We start from the raw sequence: 24,646 nt of genomic DNA, 5'->3' as shown, positions 1-24,646 counted from the left end.
CCTTCAGAGCAGGTCGATCACCTCTCCGCTCCGCGCCGAGACGACGCAGGCGCGCGCGGCGGGAATCCCCAGCAGCCGAAGCGCGGTCGCGTACTCCCGGAGCTGGGGCCGGTAGGCTTCGAAGTGCTCCCGGAGGGCGTCCTTTCCGCGGAGGCCGTCGATGCGATCCGTCTTGTAGTCGACGATCGTCCACCCTTCGGCTCTTTCGACGAGCAGGTCGATCTTCCCCTCGACGAGCGCCCCGTCGTCCGGGGAGCGGAAGAGGATCGGGAACTCGGCGATGCGCCGCGCGGGCGCCGAGAGCGGTGCCGACCGCAGGAGCGTTTCGACCATCTCCCGGATCTCGCGGCGGCGCCCCTCTCCGAGCTCCCATTCTGCGGCGGCGCTCGCGACGGCGGCGCCCGCCTCCCCGCCCCGCACGACGATTTCCATCGCCCGGTGCACGGCGCAGCCGACGCGGGCCGCGACGGACGGCTCGTCGGCGGGGAGGTTCTCGTACGCGGGGCGGTCTTCCGATCCGGCGTGCGTCCCGCCGGCGCGCCGCAGGAGCGCCGAGCGGGTGAGGGCGAGCCGGTCCGGCCGCGCGGCGATTTCTTCGATCTCGCGCCGCAGCCGCTCGGCCGCAGCGGGATCCTCCTTCCGCCGGCGCGGCGCGCGGCGGCGCGGCGGCGGGTACGCCGCGCGCCGGTCCACGAGGCCCTCGAGCGGTCCGGAGAGAGCGATCGGGCCGAGCAGCGGAAGCGACGTCCGGTCGAAGGGGTCGTTGACCCCCTTCTTCGATTCGGTGACGTTTCTCCAGCGCGACAGGACGAACCAGTCCCGCGCGCGCGTCGCCGCGACGTAGAGGAGCCTCCGGATCTCGGCCTTCTCGCGTTCCTCGTCCGCGGTCTGGAGGAGGTCGAAATCCGGGCTCGCGAGCGTCTGCTTCCCGCGCTTGATCGAGGCGCCCCACTCGCCCTCGCGCATGGGCACGAGCAGGCCGTCCGACCCCGCGTGACCGGTGCTTCCGAAGCCCGCGAGCACGACGACCGGGAACTCGAGTCCTTTCGCCTTGTGGACGGTCAGGATCCGGACCGCGTCCGGCGATTCCTCGAAGGCCCGCGGCTCGGAGAGATCCGCCCGGCCGATCGAGAGCAGCCCGCGCACGACCTCTCCGAACGACGAGGCGGCCCCCTCGAGCCCCCGCGCGAGGCTGACCAGCTGGTGGAGGTTCGCGCCGGCCTGCAGCCCGCCCACGGGCCGGGCCCGCGCCTTGACGGGGGCGCCCGTCGCGGCGAAGAGGTCGAGGATCGTCTCCGACGCCGGCCGCTCGTCGCGCGCTCGATGCAGGCGCGCGAAGAGGTCGAGCGCCTCGCGCAGCGCTCCGGAGGACAGACCCGCCCGGCGGTAATCGAAGGCGGCCCCGCCTTCGCGCGCGAGGAACAGCTCCTCGTCGGAAATCGCGAAGAGGAAGGACTTCAGGGCCGCGTAGAGGGCGATCGCGTCATGGGGATTGTCGATCGCGCGGAGCGCCGCGAGCGCCGCGGCGGGCTCTTCGCGCCGGAAGAAATCGAGGCCTCCGTCGACGACCGCGTCGAGCCCGGCGCCCGTGATCGCCTCCTGGATGAGCCCGATACCGTCGTTGGCGCGGACGAGGACGGCCACGTCGCCCGCCCGCGCCGGCCGCCCGTCGTCTCCGGCGGGAAGAGATCCCCCGCCGATCGCGCCGGCGAGAAACGCGGCGATCGCCTGCGCTTCGGCGGCCCGCCACTTCTCCTCGTCCGCGCGCCATTCCGGAGGCGGGTCGAGGTAGACGATCCGCTTCTCCTTCGGCGAGGGCCGGACGCCCCACGGCTCGACGCGCGAATAGGAGGCCTCGAACGGCCGGACCGGCGGGGCCATCGCCTCGCCGAATACGGCGTTGACCCATTCGAGGATCGGCGCGACGCTTCGGCGATTCGCGACGAAGGTTTCCCGGTCGCGGCCCATCAGGTTGCGGACGAGCGTGTAGGTCTCGAGATCGGCCCGGCGGAATCGGTAGATCGACTGCTTCGGGTCGCCCACGAGGAGGAGCCGGCCCGGCTCCGGCGCGAGCCGCGTCCACGCCTCTCCGCCTCCTTCGGCGTGGGCGAGCCGCAGGACGATCTCCATCTGGATCGGATCGGTGTCCTGGAACTCGTCGACGACGATCAGGGCGTATCGGTCGCGGAAATGGCTTCGCGCGGCCCCGGAGCACCGCAGGAGATGCCGGGCGGCCAGCAGGAGGTCGTCGAAATCGAGGAGGCTCTCGCGGCGCTTCCGGCGCGCGACCGCGTCGAGAAAGCCCCCCGGCTCCAGGGCCAGGCGGCGCAGCAGGTCGACGAGCATCGGCTCGTCGCGGACGGAGGCGAGGCGCTTGACGAACGGGTCGTACGCGTCGTCGCGCCATTGGGCGACTTCCGAGACCGACCGCGTTCCGGCGAAGGTGATCTTCGGCGCGGCCTCGCCGGCCGCGGCGAGGCCTTCGAAGTCCGCGGGCAGGGCTTCGATCCATTCCCGCACCCGGACGAGCGTTTCCGCCACGCGGTGGCCCGCATCGCGCGCGATCGCGAGGAGCGCGTCGACGCGCGGCAACCACTCGCGCGCCCGCGCCGCGATCCGGCCCGCGTCGGCGGCGGGAAGCCGCGCGTCCTGCACCCGGGAGCGCTTGTCGTAGAGGTCGGCGGCGAGGGTCGCGATCGTCGTCTCCTCGTCGCCGCCCACGAGCTTCAATCCGCGGCGGAGCGCCGTTCCGAGCGCCCCGTCGGGACGCTCCGCGACCTCCGCCCGCCACCACTCTTCCCAGACCGCGCGGGCGAGCGCGGCGGAGGCCTCCGGCAGGAGCATGCGAAACGCCGGAACCAGCCCGGCTTCGATCGGCCGCTCGCGGAGGAGAGAGGCGCAGAAGGCGTGGATGGTCCCGACCTGAGCGCGATCGATTTCCTCGAGGCTCAAGCGCGCGGCGGCGCGGGCGGCGCCGGTTTCCCCGGGCGAAGCTTCGATCTCCGCGAGCCGGCGGCGAAGCCGGTCCTGCAGCTCGCCGGCCGCTTTTTCGGTGAACGTCACCGCGGCGACGCGTGTGAGCGGAAGGCGGGGAGTCCGCCGCACGCAAACCTCGACGATCGCTTCGATGATCGCGTGCGTCTTGCCGGTGCCGGCCGACGCCTCGACGAGGAGGGACCGGTCCCTCCCCGAGACGGCGCGGGCGCGGGCCGCGTGGTCGGCCGGGCCGCTCACGGCAGCCTCCGGAGCGCGAGAAGCGCGCGGACCGCGGGATCGGGGTCGTCGTCCTTGGCCGCGAACCGGACCTTGTGTCCGGGACCGCAGACGTCGGCGCACTCGCACACCCCGCAGGGATCCTTCCGGAGGCGGGCGGCGGTTCGGGGAACGAAGGTCCCCGATGCGACCGCCGCTTCCATTCCGGCGAGGAAGGAGCGGAGGGCGGCGATCGCCTCCTCCGTTTCCTCCGGAGAGAAGGAAACGGATTCGACGGCGGGTCCCGAGCTTCCGCCGTGCAGGACGAGGTATTCGGAAGCGACCTCGCCGCCCACCGCGAGGGCATAAACCGGGAGCTGAACGGCTTCGCCGCCCACGATGCGCCCGCCCCCGCGAAACTCCTTCGCGAACCCCGGCGCCATCTTCACCTTGTAGTCGACGACGCGCGCGGGCCGCCCGCCGCGGTCCTCGTCGACGCGGTCGATCGAACCCTCGAAGCGAACCGGGAAAGCTCCCGCGTCGAGCACGAAGGGCTCGCCGCCCGCTCCGAGCGGGCGCTCCGCGGCGGCCGGACGCAGCGAGTTTCCGCGATCGGCCTCGAACGCGAGCCAGGCCCGGAGGAGCGCCTCGATGCGGTCCCGGGCGAGCTCGCGGACGAGCGCGGGCACGACCGGCGCGTTCTTCTCCTCGTGCCGCGCGAGCGCCTCCTCGGAGACGCGGGCGGCGAGCGCGACGACCTCGGCCGGGAGCGGCGGCCAGTCGCGCGAGGCGGCGACGAGCCGGCGTGCGGCGTCGTGGAACGTGTTGCCGAGCGAGAGCGGATCGAGCTCGGCGGCGCGGTCGGCCTCGTCCCACTCCCGCATTCCCTGGACGCTCCGGAGGAAGTATCGGTAGGGGCAGGTCGCGAACCACGCGACGCGCGATGCGGACAGGGAATCGAGCGCGCTCGGCCGGTGCCGCGCGAGCGCATCGCGGGCCGCGGGGCCGAGCCGGCCCTCGAAGGCCGTCCACACGGGCGCGTGGGCGAGGTCCTGCCGGACGAGCGCCCGCGCGAGCGGCGCGAAGACCGACGCGACCGTGGCGGCGCCCGAGCGCGCGAGCGCCCGGTCGAACGCCTCGGCCTCGGAGACGCTCGGCCCGAACGTCACGGGGACGCCCATCTCCACGGCCCGCGTCGCAACTCCGGCGCCCGGGGAAGCGGCGCGCTCGGCGTCGGCGAAGAAGGGTGAGGGAAGACAGTCGCGCGTCAGCGCCTCGTCGCGCCGCGAGGCGGTCAGGACGAGGATCTCCCTCGCGGATCCCGCCGCGATGCCGAAGAGCGCGCGCTCCTCCATGCCCCGGGCCTCCACCTTGAGCGGCACGGGCCGGCCCGTCTCGGCGGCGAGCGCGCGGCGCTCGGCGTCGAAAAGGAGGGGATCGGGGCGCCCCGGCGCGGGGAATTCCCGCTCGACGAGGTGGGCGACGATCGTCATCGCGAAGGTCAGCCCGCGTGCGGCCATCGCCGATCCGATGAACACGCCGTCGACGCCGAGCCGGCCGGACGCCTGGCGCTGCTCCTCCAGGGCGCCGAAGAAAACGTGCGCCGCCGAACCGCGCTCGACGGCGCCTCCGAGCGGCCCGAGGGCGCCGACCGCTTCCGCCGCGGAGACCAGCGGCGCCGGGACGGCCTCCGGAGCGAAGAGCGCTTCGAGACGCCGCGCGATCTCGGCCGACCATGCGGTCCATTCGAGCGGCGCCCTCGGCCACTCCCGCGCGGATGCGACCAGCCGGTTGCACTCGGCCGCGAACGATCGGGCCGCCCGTCCTTCCGTTTCGGAGCGGGGCGCTTCCGCGAGCCGGCGGAGCCGCTCGGTCCAGTCGGCGGCGCCGCGGACGATGCCCGCGCGGCGTGCGAGGTCGCGCGCCGACTCGGGGGAATCGACGACCCCGGCGCTTCGGAAGAGATCGAAGAGGTCGAGGACGTCCTCGCGCGGAAATTCGCGCTCCTCGAGGTCCCACCAGATCCGGACGGCGCGGCCGAGGGGGGATGAGGCGGCCGACTCGGCCGAGAGCTCGAAATTCGGGATCCCCACGCGCGCGAGCTCCCGCGAGAGCGCGCCGGACCATGCGCTCGATTCGCGGACGACGACGCCGATGGCGTGCAGCGGAACGCCGGCCTCGGCCGCCATCAGGATCTCGCGCGCGATCTCGGTCCGTTCTCCGGCCGCACCCGCGGCGGACACGAGCCGCACGGCGTTCCCGGAAGGAACGGGCGCGTCGGGGTCGCCGCCGAGGCGGCGGACGAAGTCGTCGAGCGGATCGTCGGGCGCGGCGACGGTCTCGAGGGGGGCCGGGAGCCGCTCCTCGGCCCATCGGAGAAACGGATCCGCGAACTCGCCGTACCGTCCCGGCGGACGGGGAACGAACGCCGCGACGGGCCGCCGCCGCGCCGCCGCCGCGAGGAACTCCTTCTGGAGGCCGGTCGCATCGTAGAAGCCATAGAGCAGGAGCGGTTCCGCGGCGGCGTCGCGCGAGGCCGCCGAGCGCCGGAACGTCGTCGCCCTCGTCTCCCGGCCCGCGTTCCCCCGATCGAGCTCCTCGTAGAGCCGCGCGAGGGCGCCCAGCAGGAGCCGGCGCTCGGCCGAGAGCGCTCCCTTCTGGACGAACGCGCGGAATGCCTTCGGGGCGACGCCGGCGTCCGCGAGATCGCGGAGGGTCGCCTCGATCGACGGGACGAGCTCGGGCCTCCCCGCGAGGTCGCCGAAGACCCGCGACTCCGGAAGGCGCGCGAGAGCGGACGAGATCAGCGCGAATTCGCCGAAAGGCGGGAGCGGGGGATCGCCCGGCCCCGCGACCTGCGCCGCGAACGCCTCGAGCGTCGAGAAGGAGAGCCCGCCGTGGGCGGGGGAAAGACCCCGAACCTCGCGCCACTCGACGTAGCGCCGCCGCAGATTCACCCCGAGGAGGTTCGACGCCGCGACGATCGTGACGGGGCGGAGAGGATCGCCCTCCTGGAGCCCGGCGATCTCCTCGAAGAGGCGCGGTTCGAGAGCCGGGAAGGACCCGAAGAAGACGCGATGACCCGTCGCGCGCGATGACCCCGTCAAGATCCCGTCAGTCTATCGCGCCGTCTCCTTCCGCCGCCTCCTTTCGTGTACGATGTCCGTTTCTTCGGGGAGGGAGATTGGCCCAGCAGTACATCTTCACGATGCAGAACCTGCGGAAGGTGGTCCCGCCGCACAAGGAGATCCTTCGCGGCGTATGGCTCTCCTTCTATCCGGGCGCGAAGATCGGCGTCCTCGGCTTGAACGGCGCCGGAAAGTCCACGGTGCTCCGCATCATGGCGGGCGAAGACTCGGAGTTCCAGGGCGAGGCGTATCCGGCCGAGGGGACGCGGATCGGCTATCTCCCGCAGGACCCGAAGCTCGATCCTTCCAAAGACGTCCTCGGAAACGTCGAGATGGGCGTGGCCCCGATTCGCGCGCTGCTCTCCCGCTTCGACGAATTGAACGAGAAGCTCGGGTCCGCGCTCTCGGACGCGGAGATGGAAAAGGTCATGGCCGAGCACGGGAAGGTGCAGGACGCGATCGACGCCGCCGGCGGCTGGGACCTCGACAAGACGCTCGAGCTCGCGATGGACGCGCTTCGCTGCCCGCCTCCGGACGCGGACGTGACGAAGATCTCGGGCGGCGAGAAGCGCCGCGTCGCGCTGTGCAAGGTGCTCCTCGAAAAGCCCGACATGCTGCTTCTCGACGAGCCGACGAACCACCTCGACGCCGAGTCGGTCGCGTGGCTCGAGCGGCATCTGGCGGAGTTTCCGGGCACCGTCGTCGCGGTGACCCATGACCGCTACTTTCTCGACAACGTCGCGCAGTGGATCCTCGAGCTCGACCGCGGGGCCGGAATTCCGTGGAAGGGAAACTACTCCTCCTGGCTCGAGCAGAAGGAGGCGCGCCTGGCGACCGAGGAGAAGCAGGAATCGGCCAAGCGCCGGGCGCTCCAGCGGGAGCTCGAGTGGGTGCGAATGTCGCCGAGGGCGCGGCATGCCAAGAGCAAGGCGCGGCTCGAGAAGTACGAATCGCTCTTGAACGAGCAGGGACCCGACGCCCGGAACGAGACGCAGGAGATCTATATCCCGCCCGGGCCGCGCCTGGGCGACGTCGTCGTGCGCGCCGAACACGTGCGCAAGAGCTACGGCGACCGCGTGCTGATGGACGACCTGAACTTCGACCTCCCGCGCGGCGGGATCGTCGGGGTCATCGGTCCCAACGGCGCCGGGAAGACGACGCTCTTCCGCATGATCATGGGGGAGGAGAAGCCCGACGCCGGAAAGCTCACGGTCGGCGACACGGTCGTCGCTTCTTACGTCGACCAGAACCGCGAGCGACCGGACGCCGGGAAGACCGTCCACGACGAGCTCTCTCAGGGGCAGGACCTCGTCGCGCTCGGGAAGCGCACGATCCCGTCGCGCGCCTACTGCGCGATGTTCAACTTCAAGGGCGCGGACCAGCAGAAGAAGGTCGCCGACCTCTCGGGCGGCGAGATGAACCGCCTGCATCTGGCGCGGACGCTGAAGAAGGGCGGGAACCTCCTTCTCCTCGACGAGCCGACCAACGACCTCGACGTCGAGACGCTCCGCGCTCTGGAAGAGGCCGTCCTCGGCTTCGGCGGCTGCGCGGTGATCATCTCGCACGACCGGTGGTTCCTCGACCGCGTCGCCACGCACATCCTCGCGTTCGAGGGCGATTCGCAGACGACGTGGTTCGAGGGGAACTTCGCCGACTACGAGGCGGACCGGAAGCGCCGGCTGGGCGCCGAGGCGGATCGGCCGCATCGCATCAAGTACAAGAAGCTCACCCGCGCGTAGCGCGGGTGAGCGGCAGGCGCGGACGATACGCGCCGTTATACGGGATCCGGCGAGCCCGCCGGCGGCTCGACGTACGTTTTTGTACGCCTTCACCGCCGGCCGGTCTCGCCGGACCCGTCTTCCAGCACGTCTCGCCGCGCCTCGTCGGCGAACCTTTCGAGAAGTCCCGTGGGCAAAGGGAATTGCTAGACCACACGACGCGGCATAATCGAAAGATGGCGGACACGTTCCTCTCCCGACTCCGATCCGGGCCGCCGCTCCTCCTCGACTCGGCGATGGGGAGCGAGCTCGAGCGGCGGGGGCTGGAGCTCGACGTGCCGCTCTGGTCCGCGCGGGCGCTCGTGGAGGCGCCGGAGCTCGTCGCCGAGATCCACCGCGAGAACGTCGAGGCGGGCGCGGGCCTCCTCACCGCGAACACGTTCCGGACCACCCGGACCGCCCTCGACGAGAGCGGAAACGCCGACCGCGCCGAAGAGCTGACGCGCCGGGCCGTGCGCCTGGCGCGGGAAGCGGCCGGGTCCGCCAAGGGGCCGGTGCTCGTCGCGGGCTCCGTCGCCCCGCTCTTCGACTGCTACCGGCCCGACCTCGTGCCCGAAGACGTGAGAGCGCTCGAAGAGGCGCACGCCGAGCTCGCGGGAGCGCTGGCGTCGGCCGGGGTCGACCTCCTGCTCCTCGAGACGTTCGGCACGCGCCGGGAAGTCCTCGCGGCGGCGCGGGCCGCCGCGAGGACGCCTCTTCCGTTCGCGGCTTGCGTCACGACCGACGGCGAAGGCCGCCTGCTCTCGGGAGAGGACCTGGCCGGGACCGCGGACGCGTTGTGGGACGCGGGCGCGGCGGCCGTGTGCGTCAACTGCGTGTCGAGCGGCCGGATCGGCGCCGACGTCGCCCGTCTGGCGGAAACGGCGGCCGGCCGCTCGTTCGGCGCCTACGCGAACATCCTTTCGGACGGAGATTCGCCCGCGCATTACGCGAATGGTGCCGGGGAATGGCTCGACCTCGGCGCCCGGATCGTCGGCGGCTGCTGCGGGACGACGCCGTCGCACACGGCCGCCCTGCGGGCAATGATCGACGCGCGCCGCGGCTGAACCGCTACAGCCTGTCCAGAATCGCCCTGGTGAAGGACTTCGTCCCGGCCGCGCCGCCGAGGTCCTTCGTCCGGATCCCGGCGGCGTACGTTCCTTCGAGGGCGCGCCGGATCCGCCCGGCGGCTTCCTGCTGGTCGAAGTGGTCGAGCATCATGATCGCGGAGACGAGGAGCGCGGTCGGATTGGCAAGGTCCTTCCCGGCGATGTCCGGGGCCGACCCGTGCACGGCCTCGAAGACGGCGTAGTCGAGGCCGAGATTCGCGCTCCCGACGACGCCGAGCCCCCCGACGAGCCCCGCGGCGAGGTCGGAGACGATGTCGCCGTAGAGGTTCTCGAGGAGCAGCACGTCGTAGGTCTCGGGCCTGAGCACGAGGTCCATGCAGAGCGCGTCGACGATCCTCTCGTCGGCCCGGATCTCCGTGTATTCGGCGGCGACGCGGCGAAAGCATTCGAGGAAGAGGCCGTCGGAGAGCTTCATGATGTTCGCCTTGTGGACGACCGTCACCCGGCGGCGGCCGTGCTTCAGGGCGTACTCGAAGGCGAAGCGCGCGATGCGCGTCGACGCCTTCTCCGTGATGATCTTCAGCGACTCGACGACGCCGGGGACGACGACGTGCTCGAGCCCGGCGTAGAGGTCCTCGGTGTTCTCCCGGACGATGACCAGGTCGACGCCGGTGAACCGCGTCGGGACGTTCGCGAAGTTCGAGACCGGGCGGAGGTTGGCGTAGAGGTCGAGGTTCTGGCGGAGGCGCACGTTGACGGACTTGAAGCCGCCGCCGACGGGGGTCGTCAGCGGCCCTTTCAGCGCGGTCCCGTTCTTGCGGATCGAGTCGAGGACCTCGGGAGGGAGAGGATCTCCCTGCGCGCGCTGCGATTCGAGCCCCGCGCTCACCTCCTCGAAGACGACCCGTGCGCCGGCCTTCTCGAAGATCGACAGCACCGCGTCGGTGACTTCGGGACCGACTCCGTCTCCGCGGAGGAGCGTGGCGACCCGGGGCGGTTCCGTCATCTAGGGCATTGTAGCCGGGGCCCCGGAATTCCGCGGGAGGATCATCTTGACGCGCTTGATCGCCGAGGGGGAGGCCTCGAGCACGACGTACTCCGCCTGCCGGCCGCGCAGCCGATCCCCCTTCCCGGGAACCCGGCCGAAGCGCTGGAGCAGGAGGCCGGCGACGGTCTCGTCGATCGCGTTCGGGTACTGCAGGCCGAAGCGGCTCTCGAGGTCGGCGAGCCGGAAGCTGCCGTCGAGGATGTAGGTTCGCTCGTCCAGTTTCGTGAACCCGGGCGCCTCCTCGTCGTACTCGTCCTGGATCGAGCCGAGGAGCGCCTCGATCGCATCCTCGATCGTCACGAGGCCGGCCGTGCCGCCGTACTCGTCGATCGCGATCGCCATGTGCTGCTTGCGCCGCCGCATCTCGCGAAACAGCGCGTCGAGGCTCTTGAATTCGGGAACGAGGAACGGCGGCGACGCGTACCGCGCGGGAGTGAACGACGCGATTTGGTCGGGGGTCAGGTCGAAGAGGTCCTTCGCCTTCAGGATTCCGACGACGTTGTCGAGGGAGTCGCGGTAGACGGGAATGCGGGAGAACATGTGCTGCGAGAAGAGATCGTGCGTCTCCGCATAGGACGCGGTCTCCGGGATCGCGACGATGCGGGGCCGGGGCACCATCACCTCCGACACGCGGCGGTCGCCGAACTCGAGCACGCGCACCATCCTCTCGCGCTCCTCCTTTTCGAGGAGTCCTTCGGCGTGCCCGATGTTGATCACCGCCTTCATCTCCTCCTCGGTCATCGCGGGCCGCGTCTGCGGGATGCCGAAGAGCGCGAGGACCCGGTTGACGACGAAGATCACGACCTTGGCGACGGGACTCACGATCCGGGTGAAAATCTCGAAGGGACGCGCGACGAGGAGGGACACGCGCGCCGGCGAGGCGGCGGCGAGGGACTTGGGCATCATCTCGCCCAGCGAGAAGAGGAGGATCGTCGAGACGACGACGGCGGCGGCGATGCCGACTTTCTCCCCGAAGAGGTTCTCGGCGGAGACGGTCGCGACCGCCGACGCGGCCGATGTCGCGAGGTTCTGGCCGATCAGGGCGGCGGAAAGGAGCCGGGCGGGGTGCTTCTTGAGCCGATCGACCGTCGCCGCGCCGCGGACCTTCCGTTCCCGCATGTGCTGCAGGTCGATGCGGCCCAGGGCCACGAGCGCGGTCTCGGACGCGGCGAAGAACGCCGAGAGGAGCAGGAAGAAGAAGAACAGCGCGAAGAAGAGCAGCAGAGACCCCGTCATGCCGCCGCCTCTTCCCGCAGCGAGAGCACGATCGGGGCGTCCGCCGGCGGCATCGACGCGGCGTCGAGCTCCGCGAGCGGCTGCCAGCGCCATTCGAGCTCGGCGTCGCCGGGCTCGCCGGCCGCCTCGCAGCGATAGGCGAGCATCAGGATCCGCTTCTCCGGGTAGGCGTGGTGCACGAACGCGTACGGCCGCAGCCGGCGGATCTCGACGCCGACCTCCTCGCGGACCTCGCGGACGAGGGCCTCCTCGGGCGTCTCTCCCTCCTCGACCTTGCCCCCGGGGAACTCCCACAGCCCCGCGAGGTGCTTTCCGGGCGGCCGCCGCGAGAGGAGGACCCGGTCGCCGCGCACGACGACCGCGGCGACGACCAGCACGAGCGGGAGCGGCGGCGCGGAGGCGGCCATCGGATCACGCGCTCTCGAGGGCGCGGATCGCTCGGCGGGCCTGCTCGGCGACGACCGGATGCGGCCCGCGCGCGAGCGGTTCGAGCGCCGGCAGCAGGGAGCGCAGGCCCCGTCCGGCCGCGGCGGCCGCCGCGTTGCGCCGCATGCCCGCGGCCCCCGCGCGCGCGAGCGGCGTGTCGCCGAAGCGGCGTTTCCATTCCGCGGCGCGGGCCGCGACGAGCTCCGTCAGGGTCGCGGGGCGGCGCTCGAGCACGCCCGTGTCGACGGCGGCGTTGTAGGGGCAGACCTCCTGGCAGACGTCGCAGCCGAAGACCCATCCGTTCATCTTCCGCACGATCTCGTCGGGAATCGTCCCGCGCTGCTCGATCGTCCAGTAGGAGAGGCAGCGCGCCGCGTCGACGACGCCGGGCCGCGGGAACGCGCCGGTCGGGCACGCGTCGAGGCAGCGCGTGCACGAGCCGCAGCGCTCGGCTTCCGGCGAGTCGAGCGGAAGGTCGAGGTCCGTCACGATCTCGCACAGGAGGAACCAGCTGCCGTCTTCCCGGTTCAGGATCATCCCGTTCTTGCCGACCCATCCGATCCCCGCGGCGGCGGCGAAGTCGCGCTCGGCGATCGGCGCGGAATCGACGCCGATCCGGGCGGAGAGATCCACTCCCGCGGCGCGCACCGCCTCGACGACCCGCTCGCACTTGCGGCGCAGGCTCCGGTGATAGTCCTCGCCGAGGGCGTACCGCGCGGTGCGCGAGCCGTCGGCCGCGGCCGGATCCGGGGACGGGTACGCGTGGCTCAGGACGACGACCGAGCGGGCGCCGGGCAGCAGGGAGCGGGCATCGGCGCGGAGGGCGCGCGACCGCTCGAGGTAACCCATCGACGCGTGAAACCCGGCGTCGAGCCAGCGGGCGAGCTCCGCGGCATGCGGGGCGGGACCCGCGGCGGCGACGCCGATCCGGAGGAATCCCTCGGCGCGGGCGGCGCGAGCGAAGATCGCCCGGAGCCGCCGCCGATCTTGCGCGCCGTCGGGCGCGGCGACGCTCGGCGGAGGCTCCAGCGAGGCCGTCATCACGTCGGCCGATGCTATCATCCGGGCGCATGCCGCGCGCCCGCTCGCTCGCGTTCTCGATCGCGGCGGGCGCGCTGCTCGCGTACCTCCTCTGGCGGATCTTCGCCCCTTTCATCGGTCCGATCGCGTGGGCCGCGGTGCTCGCGATCCTGTTCATGCCCGCGTACCGGCGGCTCCGGCGGCGGCTCCGCCGGCCCGACGTCGCGGCGCTCACCGCGACGGTGCTCACGATCCTCCTTGTCGTGATCCCGGGTGCCCTGCTCACCGCCGCGCTCCTCAAGCAGGGCACGCATCTCTACGCGCTCGTCTCCGACTACGTGAAGACCCACCGGATGAGCTCCGCGGAGGACGTGTTCCGGATCCCCGTCTTCCGGCGCGTCATCGAAAAGGTGTCCGGCTATTTCCCCGTCACGACCGCGGACGTTCAGGTCTGGCTCGAGACGGGGATGAAGACCATGGCCACGCGCACGGCGGCGGTCGCATCGAGCCTCGCGATCGGCTTCCTGGGCGTCGTCGCGTCCTTCTTCATCATGGCGTTCACGCTGTTCTTCTTCTTCCGGGACGGCGAGGAGATGTGGCGCCGCGTGATCGCCGCCATCCCGACGGAGCGCGAGAAGACGGCGGCGCTCGTCGCGCATCTCGATTCGGTCCTGCACGCGATCCTCGTCGGAACGCTCCTGACCGCGCTCGTCCAGGGGGCGCTCGGCGGCGTCGGCTTCGCCGTCCTCGGGCTCCCGTCCCCGGTCGTCTTCGGCGCGATCATGGCGTTCCTGTCGCTGCTCCCCGTCGGAGGGACGGCGATCGTCTGGGCGCCGGCCGGGATCATCCTCCTGGTGCAGGGACACTGGGGCCGGGGGATCGGGATCCTCGCGTGGGGATTGCTGATCGTCGGGCTCGCCGACAACTGGTTGAAGCCGATGATCATCTCGGGACGGTCAGAGATGAACACGCTTCCGGTGTTCTTCGGGGTGATGGGCGGTCTCGCGGCGTTCGGCTTCCTCGGCCTCTTCCTCGGCCCGATCGTCGTGGCGCTCGGGATCGCGGTGTGGGACACGGCCACGGCGCCCGTTCCCCCGCCGGAGGACGCTCGGTCGCGGGGCGCGTGACCGCTCCGTTGAAGCGCGCGCGAACCGTCGCGTATCATCGGACGACCCCATGACACGCGAAGACGAGGAGCGGCTTTCCGTCGAGCGGCTGGCCCAGGAGATCCGCCGCGGCGTGCGCGAGGCGGCGCCGCACGCTGACGACGACGGTCCGGCCGATTCGCCCGCGCTGCGCGCATGGGCCGGAGCGGAGCGCTATTTCGTCCCGTCCGTCGCGCCCGGCGCCGGGCTCGGGTTCGTGAAGCGCGCCGTCCTGCGGGTGCTCCGCATCGCGACGCGCTCCCAGGGAACCTTCAACGCGAAGCTCCTCGAGGGCGCGCGCGCCCTCGAACGCACGGTCGAGACGCTCCGGAGCGAGCTCGCGGAGGCCGAGCGCCGCCTCGCGCGCCAGAACGACGTGCTGCAGGCGCGCATGGCGGCGTGGGAGCGGCCTCCCTCGGCGGCCGTGCCGTCCGCGCCGGCGGTCGGTCCGGGCGCGCCGCCGATCCCGGAGGGTCTCTATGCCCGGTTCGAGGAGGAGTTCCGCGGGAGCGAGGACGCGATCCGGGACCGGCAGCAGGGCTACGTCGACTTCTTCCGCGCGGCTCCCGGTCCCGTCCTGGACTGCGGGTGCGGGCGCGGGGAGTTCGTCGCGCTGCTTTCCGCGTCCGGAATCTCCGCGCGCGGGGTCGACGCGAACCGCGTCGCCGTGACGATCGCGCAACGGAGCGGACTGCCGGTCGAGGCGGGAGACGCGTTCGAGCGCCTTCGCGGATCGCGGGGGAGCCTCGGGGGCGTGGCCGCTCTCCAGTTCGTCGAGCACCTCGACCCCGGCGCCGCGAGAGAGTTCCTGGGACTCGCGTTCGACGCGCTCGTCCCCGGCGGGCGGCTGCTCCTCGAGACGATCAACCCCGATTCGCTCTACGCGATGCGCGCGTACCGGCTCGACCCCACGCACCGCTGGCCGGCGCCCGCGGCGACCCTCTCGCTGCTGGCCCGCGACGCCGGTTTCGCCGAGAAGGAGGTCCGATTCCTCGCTCCGGTCCCGCCGGAGGAGGCGCTCGAAGAAACCGGGGAGAACGAGCGGAAGCTCAACCGCTGGCTCTTCGGCTTCCAGGACTACGCGCTCTTCGCCGAGCGCCCGCGGGCGTGAGCCGGCCGCGGGTCGTCGTTGCCGCGGTGCACACGCCGTTCCTCACGGGAGGCGCGGAGCGGCACGTCGAGCGGTTGACGGAGGAGCTCTGCGCGCACGGCGTCGACGCGGAGCTCGTCACGATGCCCCTGTTCGACCGCACCCACGCGGACCTCGTCAAGAGCGCGCTGGCGTGGCGGCTCGGGGAGTTCACGCGGTTCGCCGGCAACGACGTGGACGCCCTGATCACGACCCGCTTCCCGAGCTTCGTCGCGCGGCATCCGCGGAAGGTCGCCTGGGTGATCCACCAGCATCGTCCCGTCTACGACCAGTTCGCGACGGCGTACAGCGACTTCGAGACGCACGAGGAGGATCTCGAGATCCGGCGGATGATCCATCGGATGGACGTCCGGGGACTCTCGGAGTCGCGCCGCGTGTTCGCCAACTCGAAGAACGTCGCCGAGCGCCTCGCGCGGTACAGCGGGATCGAGAGCGAGCCGCTGTACCACCCGCCGCCGCTCGCGGGACGATACCGCGACGATGGTCCCGGCGATTACGCGCTCTGGGTCGGCCGCCTCGAACGGTGGAAGCGGCCCGGACTGGCCATCGGCGCGCTCGCGAGCGCTCCGGAGGCGAGTCTGAAGGTCGTCGGCGAGGGGCCGGAACGGGACGCGCTCGCGCAATACTCCCGGTCGATCGGCGTCGCCGGCCGTTGCGAGCTCGTCGGCCGGCCCTCCGAAGAGGAGCTCCTCGCGCTCTTCGCCCGGGCTCGCGTCGTGATCGTCACGGCCGCCGACGAGGACTACGGATACGTTCCGCTGGAGGCGTACCTGTCGGGAAAAGCCGTGCTGACGGTCCGCGACGCCGGAGGGCCGCTCGAGTTCGTGCACGACGGTCGAACCGGAATCGTCACCGAGCCCGACCCCGCCGCGCTCGGCGCCGCCCTCCGCGCGCTCTGGTCCCGCACGGCGGAGCTCGCCGCGATGGCGCGGGCCGGGCGCGCGAAGGTCGAGAAGATCTCCTGGGACGACGTGATCGCCAGGCTCCTCGCCGGAGCCGGCCTGTGAACCTCTTCGAGCAGGCCGCCCGGGACGCGGGGAAGGCGCTCGGCGACTGCGGAGCGCGAGAGCAGACGCCGCTCGTCGCGGAGGTGGCACGGCGGCTGGCCGAGCTCGCCGGCGCCCCTCGGGCGCCCGGCCGCCGGCGGGGGAGGAGAGACGAGATCCCAAGCTCGAAACCCGTCACCCATTCGCCATCCGAATGAGCGAATGCCGAATGCGGGCGCCGGCTCTTTCCGAAGCGGTCCCGGGTGCGCTGCGACGGGTGGAAGTCTTCGATCCGCTCCTCGAAGAGCGAGGCGATTCCTCCGGAATCAGCGCCAGGAGTCGAGGATCAGGCGCGCGCGCTCGGCGAACTGCGGGGCCGGGTAGAACCCGCGGATCCGTCCGATCTCCCTCCCTTCGGGATCGATGAACACGATCGTCGGGAAGCCGTCGACGCGATAGCGCCGCGCGGCGTCGGCGCCCTCGCGCTCGGCGTCGAGGCGCAGGAAGACCGCGCGGTCGAGCTGGCGGCGCACGGCGGGATCGGGGTAGACCTCGTGGTCGAGAACCCGGCACCAGGCGCACCAGTCGGTGTAGAAATCGACCACGACGAGGGCGTGCCTCGGCGCCGCTTCGCGCCGCGCGAGATCGAGAGGAGAGCCCGTCATCGCGGGGGAAAGACCGGCGGCGAGGGCGAGGAGCGCGGCCGCCACGGTGAGCGTGAAGGTCCGTTTCACGGGCCTGCGACGATAGCACGGTTGCGTCCGCCTTCCTTGGCCGCGTAGAGCGCCGCGTCGGCGCGGGCGAGAAGGCTTTCCGCCGTGTCACCCGCGCGGCACGCCGCGACGCCGACCGAGACGGTCAGCGGGATCTCGACGGATTCCCAGGCGAGCGGCCGGCCGGCGACCTGCCGGCGGACGCGCTCGCACACGGCGAGCGCCGCCGCCGCGTCCGTCTCGGGGAAGTACGCCGCGAACTCCTCGCCGCCGCGGCGCGCGGAGAGGTCCTGCTCCCGCAGCGTCGACTGGAGACGCCGGCCGAACGCGCGAATGACTTCGTCGCCCGCCGCGTGCCCGTGGGCGTCGTTGATCGCTTTGAAGTGATCGAGGTCGAAGACGGCGACGGCGAGCGGGTGGCCGTAGCGGGCCGAGCGCGCGATCTCCGCCTCGAGGCGCCCGTCGAAGTAGCGGCGGACGAACAGATTCGAGAGCGCGTCCCGCGCGGCGAGCCGGAAATTGCGCTCGGCGTAGACCGCGTCGGTCAGCGAGCGGTAGATCGCCCGCAGACGCTCGAGCTCGGTTCGCGAGAGTGGAGATGCGAACTCGAGCTCCCAGTAGCCGACGGCGCGGCTCCCGGAGAAGAGCGGAAGATGGAACCGCGTCCGTGAGCGGCGCGGGTCCTGCAAATCGATCGGCGCGAAGGAGCGCGAGGTCTCGGTCGCCGTGAGCGGCTCGAGCTGCTCCGGCGTGATCGCCGCCTGGAGGCGCGGATGCCGCTCCTCGCGGACCGGCGACGCGTCGCTCTCGCCGGAGCGCCAGACCTCGCGCACGCGGTCGTTCTCGTCGAAGAGGAAGAGCTCGAAGCGCCGCAGCGTCGCCAGCCGGCTCGCCGCCTCGTGGCCGTGCGCCGCGATCGCGGCGGGCTCGAACGACTCCGCGAAGGCGTGCGCTGCGTTCTGGAGCTCGCGATGCATCTCCGCGGAGCGGCGCTCGCGGCGCCGCACGCGCGCGAGCTCGATCGCGAGCCCGACGCCGGTCAGCGCGAGCAGGAGGTCGGCCGCCGAGAGAACGTTGGGGGCCAAGCGGAAAAATGGTAACCCGGTTCTCCGGCGGCGGCGCGCCGGCGCGCGGGCAAAAAAAAACGGGGCGCGCCGCGCCCCGTCGATTCGAACCGTTCCGGCTTACTTCGTGGAGGTCGTCGCCGTCGACTCGGTGGAGGTCGTCGTCGTGCCCGTCGTGGCGGCCGGCGTCTCCGTCGAGGTGGTGGTCGTCGTCTCCGTCGAGGTGGTGCCGGTGGTGCCCGTCTCTTCGACGACCTGGGGCTGCTCGCTCGCCGTCGTGGACGTGGTGGTCTCGGTCGTGGAGGACTCCTCCGCCTTCTTGCAACCACCGAGGAACAGGGTAGCCGACGCCATCGCGGCCATCAGGACCAGGGCAAGGGACTTCTTCATCGGTCGATCTCCTTCTCTAAAAGGTCGAATTCGAAATTCGAAATTCGCCGTGACCCTCTCTCAACGCCAGGACCGAAGGATCATACACGATCGACCCGTACTGTCAACCATTTCGAAGGCAATTCCGGGCGAGTTTGCGAAAACGGGGCTTCCGGTCTATTGTTGTCGTTTTCGCGTTTTCGGGCGTGGATGCGCCCGAGGGGGGCACGTGTTCGAGGGTCTCGGCGACCGGCTGCAGCGGGTCTTCAAGGAGCTCAAGGGCGAGGGAACTCTGTCGGAGTTCCATCTGGAGACCGCTTTGCGCGAAATCCGCCTGTCTCTCCTCGAGGCCGATGTCTCCCTGCCCGTCGTGAAGTCCTTCCTCGCCAAGGTGAAAGAGCAGGCGCTGGGGGAAAAAGTCACGACCGCGCTCTCGCCGGCGCAGGAGGTGACCCGCATCGTCCGCGACGAGCTGGTCGCGCTCCTGGGAGGCGCCCGGGCGGACCTCGACGTGCGGTCGCGTCCGCTCTCGATCGTCCTCGTGGGCCTCCAGGGGTCCGGCAAGACGACGACGGCGGCGAAGCTCGCGCGGCTGCTCAAGGAAACGCGCGGCCGCCATCCGCTCCTCGTCCCGTGCGATCTCGCCCGCCCGGCGGCGATCGCCCAGCTCGCCACGCTCGGCCGGAAGATCGGCGTCCCGGTGTTCGACCCCGCCGGCCACGGCGACCCGGTCGACGTCGCGCGCGCCGGTGCCGAGGAGGCGCGCCTGACCGGACGCGATGCCGTCATCTACGACACGGCGGGCCGGCTGCACGTCGACGAGGAGCTGATGGATCAGGTCGCGCGTCTGAAGGAGGCGATCGCCCCCCAGGAGACCCTCTTCGTCGCCGACGCGATGACCGGCCAGGACGCGGTCCGGTCGGCGTCGGCGTTCCACGCGCGCCTCGACGTCACCGGCGTGATCTTCACGAAGACCGACGGCGACACGCGCGGCGGCGCGGCGCTCTCGATCGTCTCGACGATCGGAAGGCCGATCAAGTTCGTCGGCACGGGCGAGAAGATCGAGGACCTCGAGCCCTTCCACCCGGACCGGATGGCGTCCCGGATCCTCGGCATGGGCGACATGCTGTCGTTGATCGAGAAGGTCGAGCAGTCGATCGACGCGGAAGACGCGGCGCGGATCGCGAAGAAGGCCGGGGCGGGGGAGTTCACGCTCGAGGATCTTCGCGACCAGCTCCAGTCGTTGAAGAAGATGGGCCCGCTGTCCCAGGTGCTCGACTTCCTCCCGAAGATCGGGCCGTTCCGTCAGATGCCGAGCGCGGCCGACATGGACCCGAAGGCGCTCAGCCGGATCGGCGCGATCATCGACTCGATGACGGCGGACGAGCGGCGCTATCCGCAGATCGTCAACGGCAGCCGCCGCAAGCGCATCGCGAAAGGGTCGGGCACGAAAGTCGAGGACGTGAACCGGCTGCTGAAGCAGCACGCCCAGATGAAGAAGATGATGAAGTCGATGAAGAGCCTGGGCCGCGGCCTGCGTCCCCGGGACTTGAAGAACCTGTCGCTGCCCGGCCAGTGAGCGGGGCGGCCGAGAAGAAAGAAGGAGTCCTTCGATGCTGAAGATCCGCCTCCGGCGCACCGGAACGCGCAACCGTCCCTACTACCGGATCGTCGTGTCCGGGAGCCGGCGCACACCCGGTTCCGAGATCGTGGAAGAGCTCGGGTTCTACGACGCGGTCGCCAATCCGCCCGCCGTCAAATTCGACCGCGAGCGCGCGCGCGCCTGGATCGCGAAGGGGGCGCAGCCTTCGGCGACGATCCGCTCGCTCCTCGCCCGGACGGAAGCCGCCTCGTGAAGGATCTCGTCGAGACGGTCGCCCGCGCGCTCGTGACGCGTCCCGAGGACGTGTCGGTGACGGAGAGCGAAGAGGGGGGAGCGGTCACGCTCGACGTCACGCTCTCGCCCGAGGACCTGGGCCGCGTGATCGGCCGGGAGGGCCGGACGGCGCGCGCGCTGCGCGCCTTCGCCTCCGCCGCGGGACGAAAGCGCAACCAGCGTGTCCTCGTCCGGATCCGCGGCTGATTCGCGCCGCCGCGTCGGGGAGCTCAAGCGACCGCACGGCCTGCGCGGCGAGATCGCCGTTCGCCCGGTCGGCGACTTTCCCGGCGAGATCCGGCCGGGAGCGGTTCTTTCCGCCGTCGGCGGCGGGCGCGCGATCCGGCTCGAGGTCGCGTCGATCCGCCCGCACGGCACGCACCTGCTCGTGAAGTTCGCCGGCCGGCAACGCCTCGAGGACGTCGAAGAGCTCGCCGGCCTCGACCTGACGGTCGACCGCTCGGTGCTCGAGCGGCCCGCCGAGGACTTCCTCTTCGACGACGAGGTCGCGACGTTCTCCTGCGTCGACCCGACCGGGGCCCCGCTCGGCCGCGCCGAGGCGTTCGAGAGGCACGGGCCGACGTGTTTCCTGCGCGTCGTCCGCGGGGGCGCGCAACATCTCGTCCCCTTCGTGCGGCCGATCGTCCGCGAGGTGTCCCGGGAACGCCGAGAGATCGTGCTCGATCCGCCGGAGGGGCTCTTCGAGCTCTGAGACGCCGATGCGCTTCGACGTCCTGACGATCTTCCCGCGGTATTTCGCGTCGCCGCTCTCGGAGAGCCTGCTCGGCAAGGCGCGGGAGAAGGGAATCCTCGAGGTCGTCGTGCACGACATCCGGAGCTGGGCGACGGATTCTCACCGGAAGGTCGACGACGAGCCGTACGGCGGCGGCGCCGGCATGGTGATGATGGCGCCGGTGGTCGCGGCGGCGATCGAGGCGGTGCGCGACCTCCCGGGTCTCCCTCGCGCCTCGACGTTCTGCCTGACGCCCGACGGACGGCGATTCGACCACGCCCTGGCGGCGGAGATCGCCGCGCTGGCGAGGTGCACGCTCGTTTGCGGCCGGTATGAAGGGATCGACCACCGGGTGGCCGAAGCGGGACTCTACGACGGCGAGATCTCGCTCGGCGACTTCGTCCTGTCGGGGGGAGAGGTCGCGGCGCTGGCGGTCATCGAAGCGTCCGCGCGGCTCGCGCCGGGCTTCGTCAAGGAAGCCGCGTCGGTCGAGAACGACTCCTTCTACCGCTCGCTCCTCGACCACCCGCACTACACGCGGCCCGCGGTCTGGCGCGGGCTCGCCGTCCCGGAAGTGCTGCTTTCCGGGCATCACGAGAAGATCGACGCCTGGCGGCGCGAGCAGTCGGAGCGGCGGACCCGGGAGCGCCGGCCCGATCTCCTGCCGCGCCCCGATTGATCCTTTCGGTTTTCCGACCCCCTGAGCTATAATCCGCCGCCGTAGGACTTTCCGGGAGCGGTTCTCTCGTAAAGTCAGCGATTTACGTTAAGGAGCGCATCATGACAGACGTTCTGCGCGAAGCAGAGAAGTTTTCCCTTCGTTCCGACCGCCCCGTCTTCGCGCCGGGCGATTCCGTCCGGGTCCACGTCAAGGTCCGGGAAGGGGAGAAGGAACGAATCCAGGTCTTCGCGGGCGTCGTGATCGCTCGCCGGGGCGGCGGATCGCGAGAGACGTTCACGGTGCGAAAGATTTCGGGCGGAGTCGGCGTCGAGCGCGTCTTCCCCCTTCACTCTCCCATGATCGAGCGCGTGGACGTGGATCGCCGCGGCGACGTTCGCCGCGCGAAGCTGTACTACCTGAGGGAGCTGAAGGGCAAGGCTGCTCGCATTGAGGAAAAGCGCACGGATTGATGCTCGCCGGGCCGCCCGCGACAAGTGGACGGCGGCGCTGCTGTGGGAGCTGGGACGGCTCTCCTCCCTCTCCGCTCCGGAAAACCAGCTCTTCCGGCGGGGTTACCGCCTGATCGCCGGAACCGATGAGGTGGGGCGCGGCTGCCTCGCCGGCCCGGTCGTCGCGGCGGCGGTGATCCTCCCGCCGGGATTCTCCTGGCCGGGGATCGACGACTCGAAGAAACTCGAAGCCGGCGAGCGTGAGGCCGTCGCCGACGTCGTGCGCCGCCGAGCGGTCGCGAGCGCGGTCGCCGTCGTGTCGGTCCGCGAGATCGACGAGACCGACATCCGGCTCTCGTCGCTCGAGGCGATGAAGCAAGCGCTCTCGGCGCTCGAGCCGGCGCCCGAGGTCGTCTTGACCGACGCTTTCCTCGTGCCGGGTTGGCGCGGCCGGCAGATCCCGATCGTCCACGGCGACGCCCTGTCGATCTCGATCGCGGCCGCTTCGATCCTCGCCAAGGTTCACCGCGACGGGCTCATGGACGAGCTCGCGCGCCGCTATCCGGCGTACGCGTTCGAGCGCCACAAGGGATACGCGGTGGCGGAGCACCGCGAGATCCTCGCGCGGATCGGCCCCTGTCCCGAGCATCGCCTGTCGTTCCACGGCGTGATTCCGGACGGGGAGATCGTCTGATGGCGGCGCGCCGCGACGTCGCCCTCGCGACCGCCGAAAAGCTCCTCGCCAAGGGGAAGTACGACGCGGCGCTCAAGGAGTACCTGCGGCTCCTCGAGGAGAACTCCAACGACATCCTCGTCCTGAACAAGGTGGGCGACATCTACGTGCTTCTCAACCGGCCGATGGATTCGCTGCCGCACTTCACCCGGATCGCCGAGCATTACGCGCGCGACGGCTTCTTCCTGAAGTCGATCGCGATCTACAAGAAGATCAACAAGATCGATCCGTCGAAGCTCGAGATCTACGACTACCTCGCGGACCTGTACCACAAACAGGGGCTCGTTCCCGAGGCGCGAGCGCAGTACCAGATCCTCGCCGACCATCATCTCAAGCAGAACCAGCTCCGGGACGCGATCGCCGTCTACCGCAAGATGGCGGCCGTCGACCCCAACGACATCAAGATCCCCGTCCGCCTCGCGGACCTCCTGACCACGGCGGGAGAGCCGGAGCAGGCGCTGATGCAGTACGCCCTGATCGGCTCGATGCTCGTCAAGCGCGGAGCGATCGACGAGGCGGTCGCCGTCTACCAGAAGGCGCTGAAGATCCGGCCCGGCGACCGGAAGGTCTTGAACGACCTCGTCCGCTCGATGCTGGACGGGGGCAACGCGGAGGCCGCCGTGCTCCTCCTGCGCTCGCAGCCTCGAGACGCCGACACGATGATGCTGCTCGCCGAGGCGCTCGCCGCGGCGCGTAATCTCGAGGAAGCGCGCCAGGCGGCGGAGGCGGCGATCGCGTTCGACCACGGCCACGAGCCGGCGCGGCAATTCGTCGCGAAGCTCCTCGCCGGCCAGCACGACTTCGAAGGGGCGTTCGAGGCGCTCCGCCCGCTCGTCGACCGCGCGATTCGGGAGGGCGCGGTGAGGAAGGCGATCGGCATGCTGCTGCCGCTCGCGACACCTCCCTTCCCGGCCGTGCAGCTGAAGCTCCTCGAGCTCTACCAGATCGGCGGCGACCGTCCGAAGATCGTCGAGACGCTCTTCGGCCTGGCGCGCCGCGCGTGGGACGCCGGAGACCGCGCCGAGGCCGCCGGCTGGTATCGGAAGATCCTCGACGTCGAGCCGGAGAGCGCCGAGGCGCGGAGCCGCGCCGGGAGCGCGGCCGCGGCGCCCGAGCCCGCGGCGGAGGAGCCGCGGGAGCTCGTCGTCGAGTTCGACGAATCGCTCCTGTACGACGCGCCCTCGCCGGCTCCCGCGCCGGCGCCTCCCGATCCGGCGGAGGTCGCCGAGCCGTCGCCGACTCCGGCCGTCCCCGCGGCGCCTCCTCCCGCACCGCCCCTGGCCGTGCCGTCCCCGCCCGTCGAGAACACGGCGGTGAGGCGGATGCGCGCCGAGGAGTCGGAGTGGAAGGACTCCGTCACGGAAGCGGAGGTCTTCGCCAAGTACGGCCTCGTCGAGAAGGCGGCCGAGAAGTACCGTGGCATGCTCCGCCGCCGGCCGCGCGAGCTCGCGGCGCGGCGCCGATTCGTCGAGCTCCTCGGCGAGCTCAAGTCGCCGGCGCTCGCGGCCGAGGCCGCCGCGCTGATCGAAGCGCTCCGCGAGTCCGGTCAGGAGCTCGAAGCGGAGGCCGCGCGCGCGCGGTATGTCCCGGCCCGTCCGTCGCCTTCCGCGCCGGAGGCGCCCGCGGAGGCTCCGGCGACCCGCGCGCCGGCCGCCGCGGCGGCGATCGAGCTCGACGATCTCGCCCCCGCCGCGCCGGCTCCCGCGGCCGCGCCGCCCGCCGGCCCGGAGCCGCCGCCCGCCCCGCGGGCGGCCACGCCCGTCGACATGGAGTTCGCGTTCGACGCCGGCCTCGGCCGCGCACTCGACGACGAGATGGCGAAATTCCAGCAGGCGCAGCCGGAGCCGGCTCCGGCGCCGCCCGCCTTCGACGAGATGTCCCTCTTCTCCG

The 24,646-nt window shown here is 71.4% G+C and carries 22 protein-coding genes; 13 read left to right on the top strand and 9 right to left on the bottom strand.

What is annotated here, in order from left to right:
* Window positions 1-3: 3 nt before the first annotated feature.
* Complete coding sequence (locus tag VKH46_07835; GenBank protein ID HKB70739.1) at window positions 4-3,234, bottom strand: UvrD-helicase domain-containing protein; 3,231 nt, start codon at window positions 3,232-3,234, stop codon at window positions 4-6.
* Window positions 3,231-6,299 carry a PD-(D/E)XK nuclease family protein gene (locus VKH46_07830; protein HKB70738.1) on the bottom strand — a complete coding sequence of 1,023 codons (3,069 nt, stop codon included), beginning with the start codon at window positions 6,297-6,299 and terminating at the stop codon, window positions 3,231-3,233. Before VKH46_07830 ends, VKH46_07835 begins: the two co-directional genes overlap by 4 nt.
* 77 nt (window positions 6,300-6,376) lie before the next feature.
* Between VKH46_07830 and ettA the strand changes: the two genes are divergently transcribed.
* Window positions 6,377-8,059: an energy-dependent translational throttle protein EttA gene (gene ettA, locus VKH46_07825; protein ID HKB70737.1), complete on the top strand. Its 1,683-nt coding sequence runs from the start codon at window positions 6,377-6,379 to the stop codon at window positions 8,057-8,059.
* Between the two features lie 215 nt (window positions 8,060-8,274).
* On the top strand, window positions 8,275-9,144 hold the full coding sequence (locus tag VKH46_07820) for a homocysteine S-methyltransferase family protein (GenBank protein HKB70736.1): 870 nt from the start codon (window positions 8,275-8,277) through the stop codon (window positions 9,142-9,144).
* Between the two features lie 4 nt (window positions 9,145-9,148).
* Here VKH46_07820 and VKH46_07815 read toward each other — a convergent pair whose 3' ends face one another.
* The 4 genes from VKH46_07815 to queG are packed head-to-tail and all read right to left on the bottom strand — an operon-like array spanning window position 9,149 to window position 12,898.
* Window positions 9,149-10,153 (bottom strand): isocitrate/isopropylmalate family dehydrogenase, encoded by a 1,005-nt coding sequence (locus tag VKH46_07815; protein HKB70735.1) that lies wholly within the window; start codon window positions 10,151-10,153, stop codon window positions 9,149-9,151.
* Entirely contained in the window at window positions 10,154-11,431 is a 1,278-nt protein-coding gene (locus tag VKH46_07810) for a hemolysin family protein (GenBank protein ID HKB70734.1), read from the bottom strand.
* Complete coding sequence (locus VKH46_07805) at window positions 11,428-11,838, bottom strand: (deoxy)nucleoside triphosphate pyrophosphohydrolase (GenBank protein HKB70733.1); 411 nt, start codon at window positions 11,836-11,838, stop codon at window positions 11,428-11,430. The genes VKH46_07810 and VKH46_07805 overlap by 4 nt, the downstream gene beginning before the upstream one ends.
* Window positions 11,839-11,842: 4 nt before the next feature.
* The gene (queG, locus tag VKH46_07800) at window positions 11,843-12,898 is read right to left on the bottom strand and encodes a tRNA epoxyqueuosine(34) reductase QueG (protein HKB70732.1); all 1,056 of its coding nucleotides are present in this window, start codon (window positions 12,896-12,898) and stop codon (window positions 11,843-11,845) included.
* Window positions 12,899-12,927: 29 nt separating this feature from the next.
* Between queG and VKH46_07795 the strand changes: the two genes are divergently transcribed.
* From VKH46_07795 to VKH46_07785, 3 genes are read left to right on the top strand one after another with little or no spacing between them, the layout of a single operon-like run.
* Window positions 12,928-14,004, top strand: coding sequence for an AI-2E family transporter (locus tag VKH46_07795; protein HKB70731.1), 1,077 nt, complete (start codon window positions 12,928-12,930; stop codon window positions 14,002-14,004).
* 49 nt (window positions 14,005-14,053) lie between these two features.
* Complete coding sequence (locus VKH46_07790; GenBank protein HKB70730.1) at window positions 14,054-15,133, top strand: methyltransferase domain-containing protein; 1,080 nt, start codon at window positions 14,054-14,056, stop codon at window positions 15,131-15,133.
* Window positions 15,130-16,179: a glycosyltransferase family 4 protein gene (locus VKH46_07785; protein HKB70729.1), complete on the top strand. Its 1,050-nt coding sequence runs from the start codon at window positions 15,130-15,132 to the stop codon at window positions 16,177-16,179. Before VKH46_07790 ends, VKH46_07785 begins: the two co-directional genes overlap by 4 nt.
* A 305-nt stretch (window positions 16,180-16,484) precedes the next feature.
* On the opposite strand, the gene VKH46_07780 is transcribed toward VKH46_07785, so the two are convergent.
* The 3 genes from VKH46_07780 to VKH46_07770 form a co-directional block, all read right to left on the bottom strand.
* Window positions 16,485-16,892, bottom strand: a complete 408-nt coding sequence (locus VKH46_07780; GenBank protein HKB70728.1) for a thioredoxin fold domain-containing protein — start codon at window positions 16,890-16,892, stop codon at window positions 16,485-16,487.
* The gene (locus VKH46_07775) at window positions 16,889-17,956 is read right to left on the bottom strand and encodes a GGDEF domain-containing protein (protein HKB70727.1); all 1,068 of its coding nucleotides are present in this window, start codon (window positions 17,954-17,956) and stop codon (window positions 16,889-16,891) included. The genes VKH46_07780 and VKH46_07775 overlap by 4 nt, the downstream gene beginning before the upstream one ends.
* A gap of 99 nt (window positions 17,957-18,055) precedes the next feature.
* Complete coding sequence (locus VKH46_07770) at window positions 18,056-18,325, bottom strand: hypothetical protein (GenBank protein HKB70726.1); 270 nt, start codon at window positions 18,323-18,325, stop codon at window positions 18,056-18,058.
* A gap of 208 nt (window positions 18,326-18,533) precedes the next feature.
* Here VKH46_07770 and ffh point away from each other — a divergent pair, with 208 nt between their 5' ends.
* From ffh to VKH46_07730, 8 genes are all read left to right on the top strand, one after another.
* Complete coding sequence (gene ffh, locus VKH46_07765) at window positions 18,534-19,883, top strand: signal recognition particle protein (GenBank protein ID HKB70725.1); 1,350 nt, start codon at window positions 18,534-18,536, stop codon at window positions 19,881-19,883.
* Between the two features lie 34 nt (window positions 19,884-19,917).
* On the top strand, window positions 19,918-20,160 hold the full coding sequence (gene rpsP / locus VKH46_07760; protein ID HKB70724.1) for a 30S ribosomal protein S16: 243 nt from the start codon (window positions 19,918-19,920) through the stop codon (window positions 20,158-20,160).
* Window positions 20,157-20,387 (top strand): KH domain-containing protein, encoded by a 231-nt coding sequence (locus tag VKH46_07755; protein ID HKB70723.1) that lies wholly within the window; start codon window positions 20,157-20,159, stop codon window positions 20,385-20,387. Before rpsP ends, VKH46_07755 begins: the two co-directional genes overlap by 4 nt.
* Window positions 20,362-20,892: a ribosome maturation factor RimM gene (gene rimM, locus VKH46_07750; protein ID HKB70722.1), complete on the top strand. Its 531-nt coding sequence runs from the start codon at window positions 20,362-20,364 to the stop codon at window positions 20,890-20,892. The genes VKH46_07755 and rimM overlap by 26 nt, the downstream gene beginning before the upstream one ends.
* A gap of 7 nt (window positions 20,893-20,899) precedes the next feature.
* On the top strand, window positions 20,900-21,592 hold the full coding sequence (gene trmD, locus VKH46_07745) for a tRNA (guanosine(37)-N1)-methyltransferase TrmD (protein HKB70721.1): 693 nt from the start codon (window positions 20,900-20,902) through the stop codon (window positions 21,590-21,592).
* Window positions 21,593-21,693: 101 nt separating this feature from the next.
* Complete coding sequence (gene rplS, locus VKH46_07740; GenBank protein ID HKB70720.1) at window positions 21,694-22,044, top strand: 50S ribosomal protein L19; 351 nt, start codon at window positions 21,694-21,696, stop codon at window positions 22,042-22,044.
* A complete protein-coding gene (locus tag VKH46_07735) occupies window positions 22,022-22,717 on the top strand; it encodes a ribonuclease HII (GenBank protein ID HKB70719.1) in 696 nt (231 codons plus the stop codon). Before rplS ends, VKH46_07735 begins: the two co-directional genes overlap by 23 nt.
* The coding region (locus VKH46_07730) for a tetratricopeptide repeat protein (GenBank protein HKB70718.1) at window positions 22,717-24,646 on the top strand (1,930 nt) is incomplete at its 3' end. The genes VKH46_07735 and VKH46_07730, both read left to right, overlap by 1 nt.

This window comes from Thermoanaerobaculia bacterium (genome assembly GCA_035260525.1).
Taxonomy (GTDB): domain Bacteria; phylum Acidobacteriota; class Thermoanaerobaculia; order UBA5066; family DATFVB01; genus DATFVB01.
This window is presented reverse-complemented; position numbering and strand designations above follow the sequence as displayed.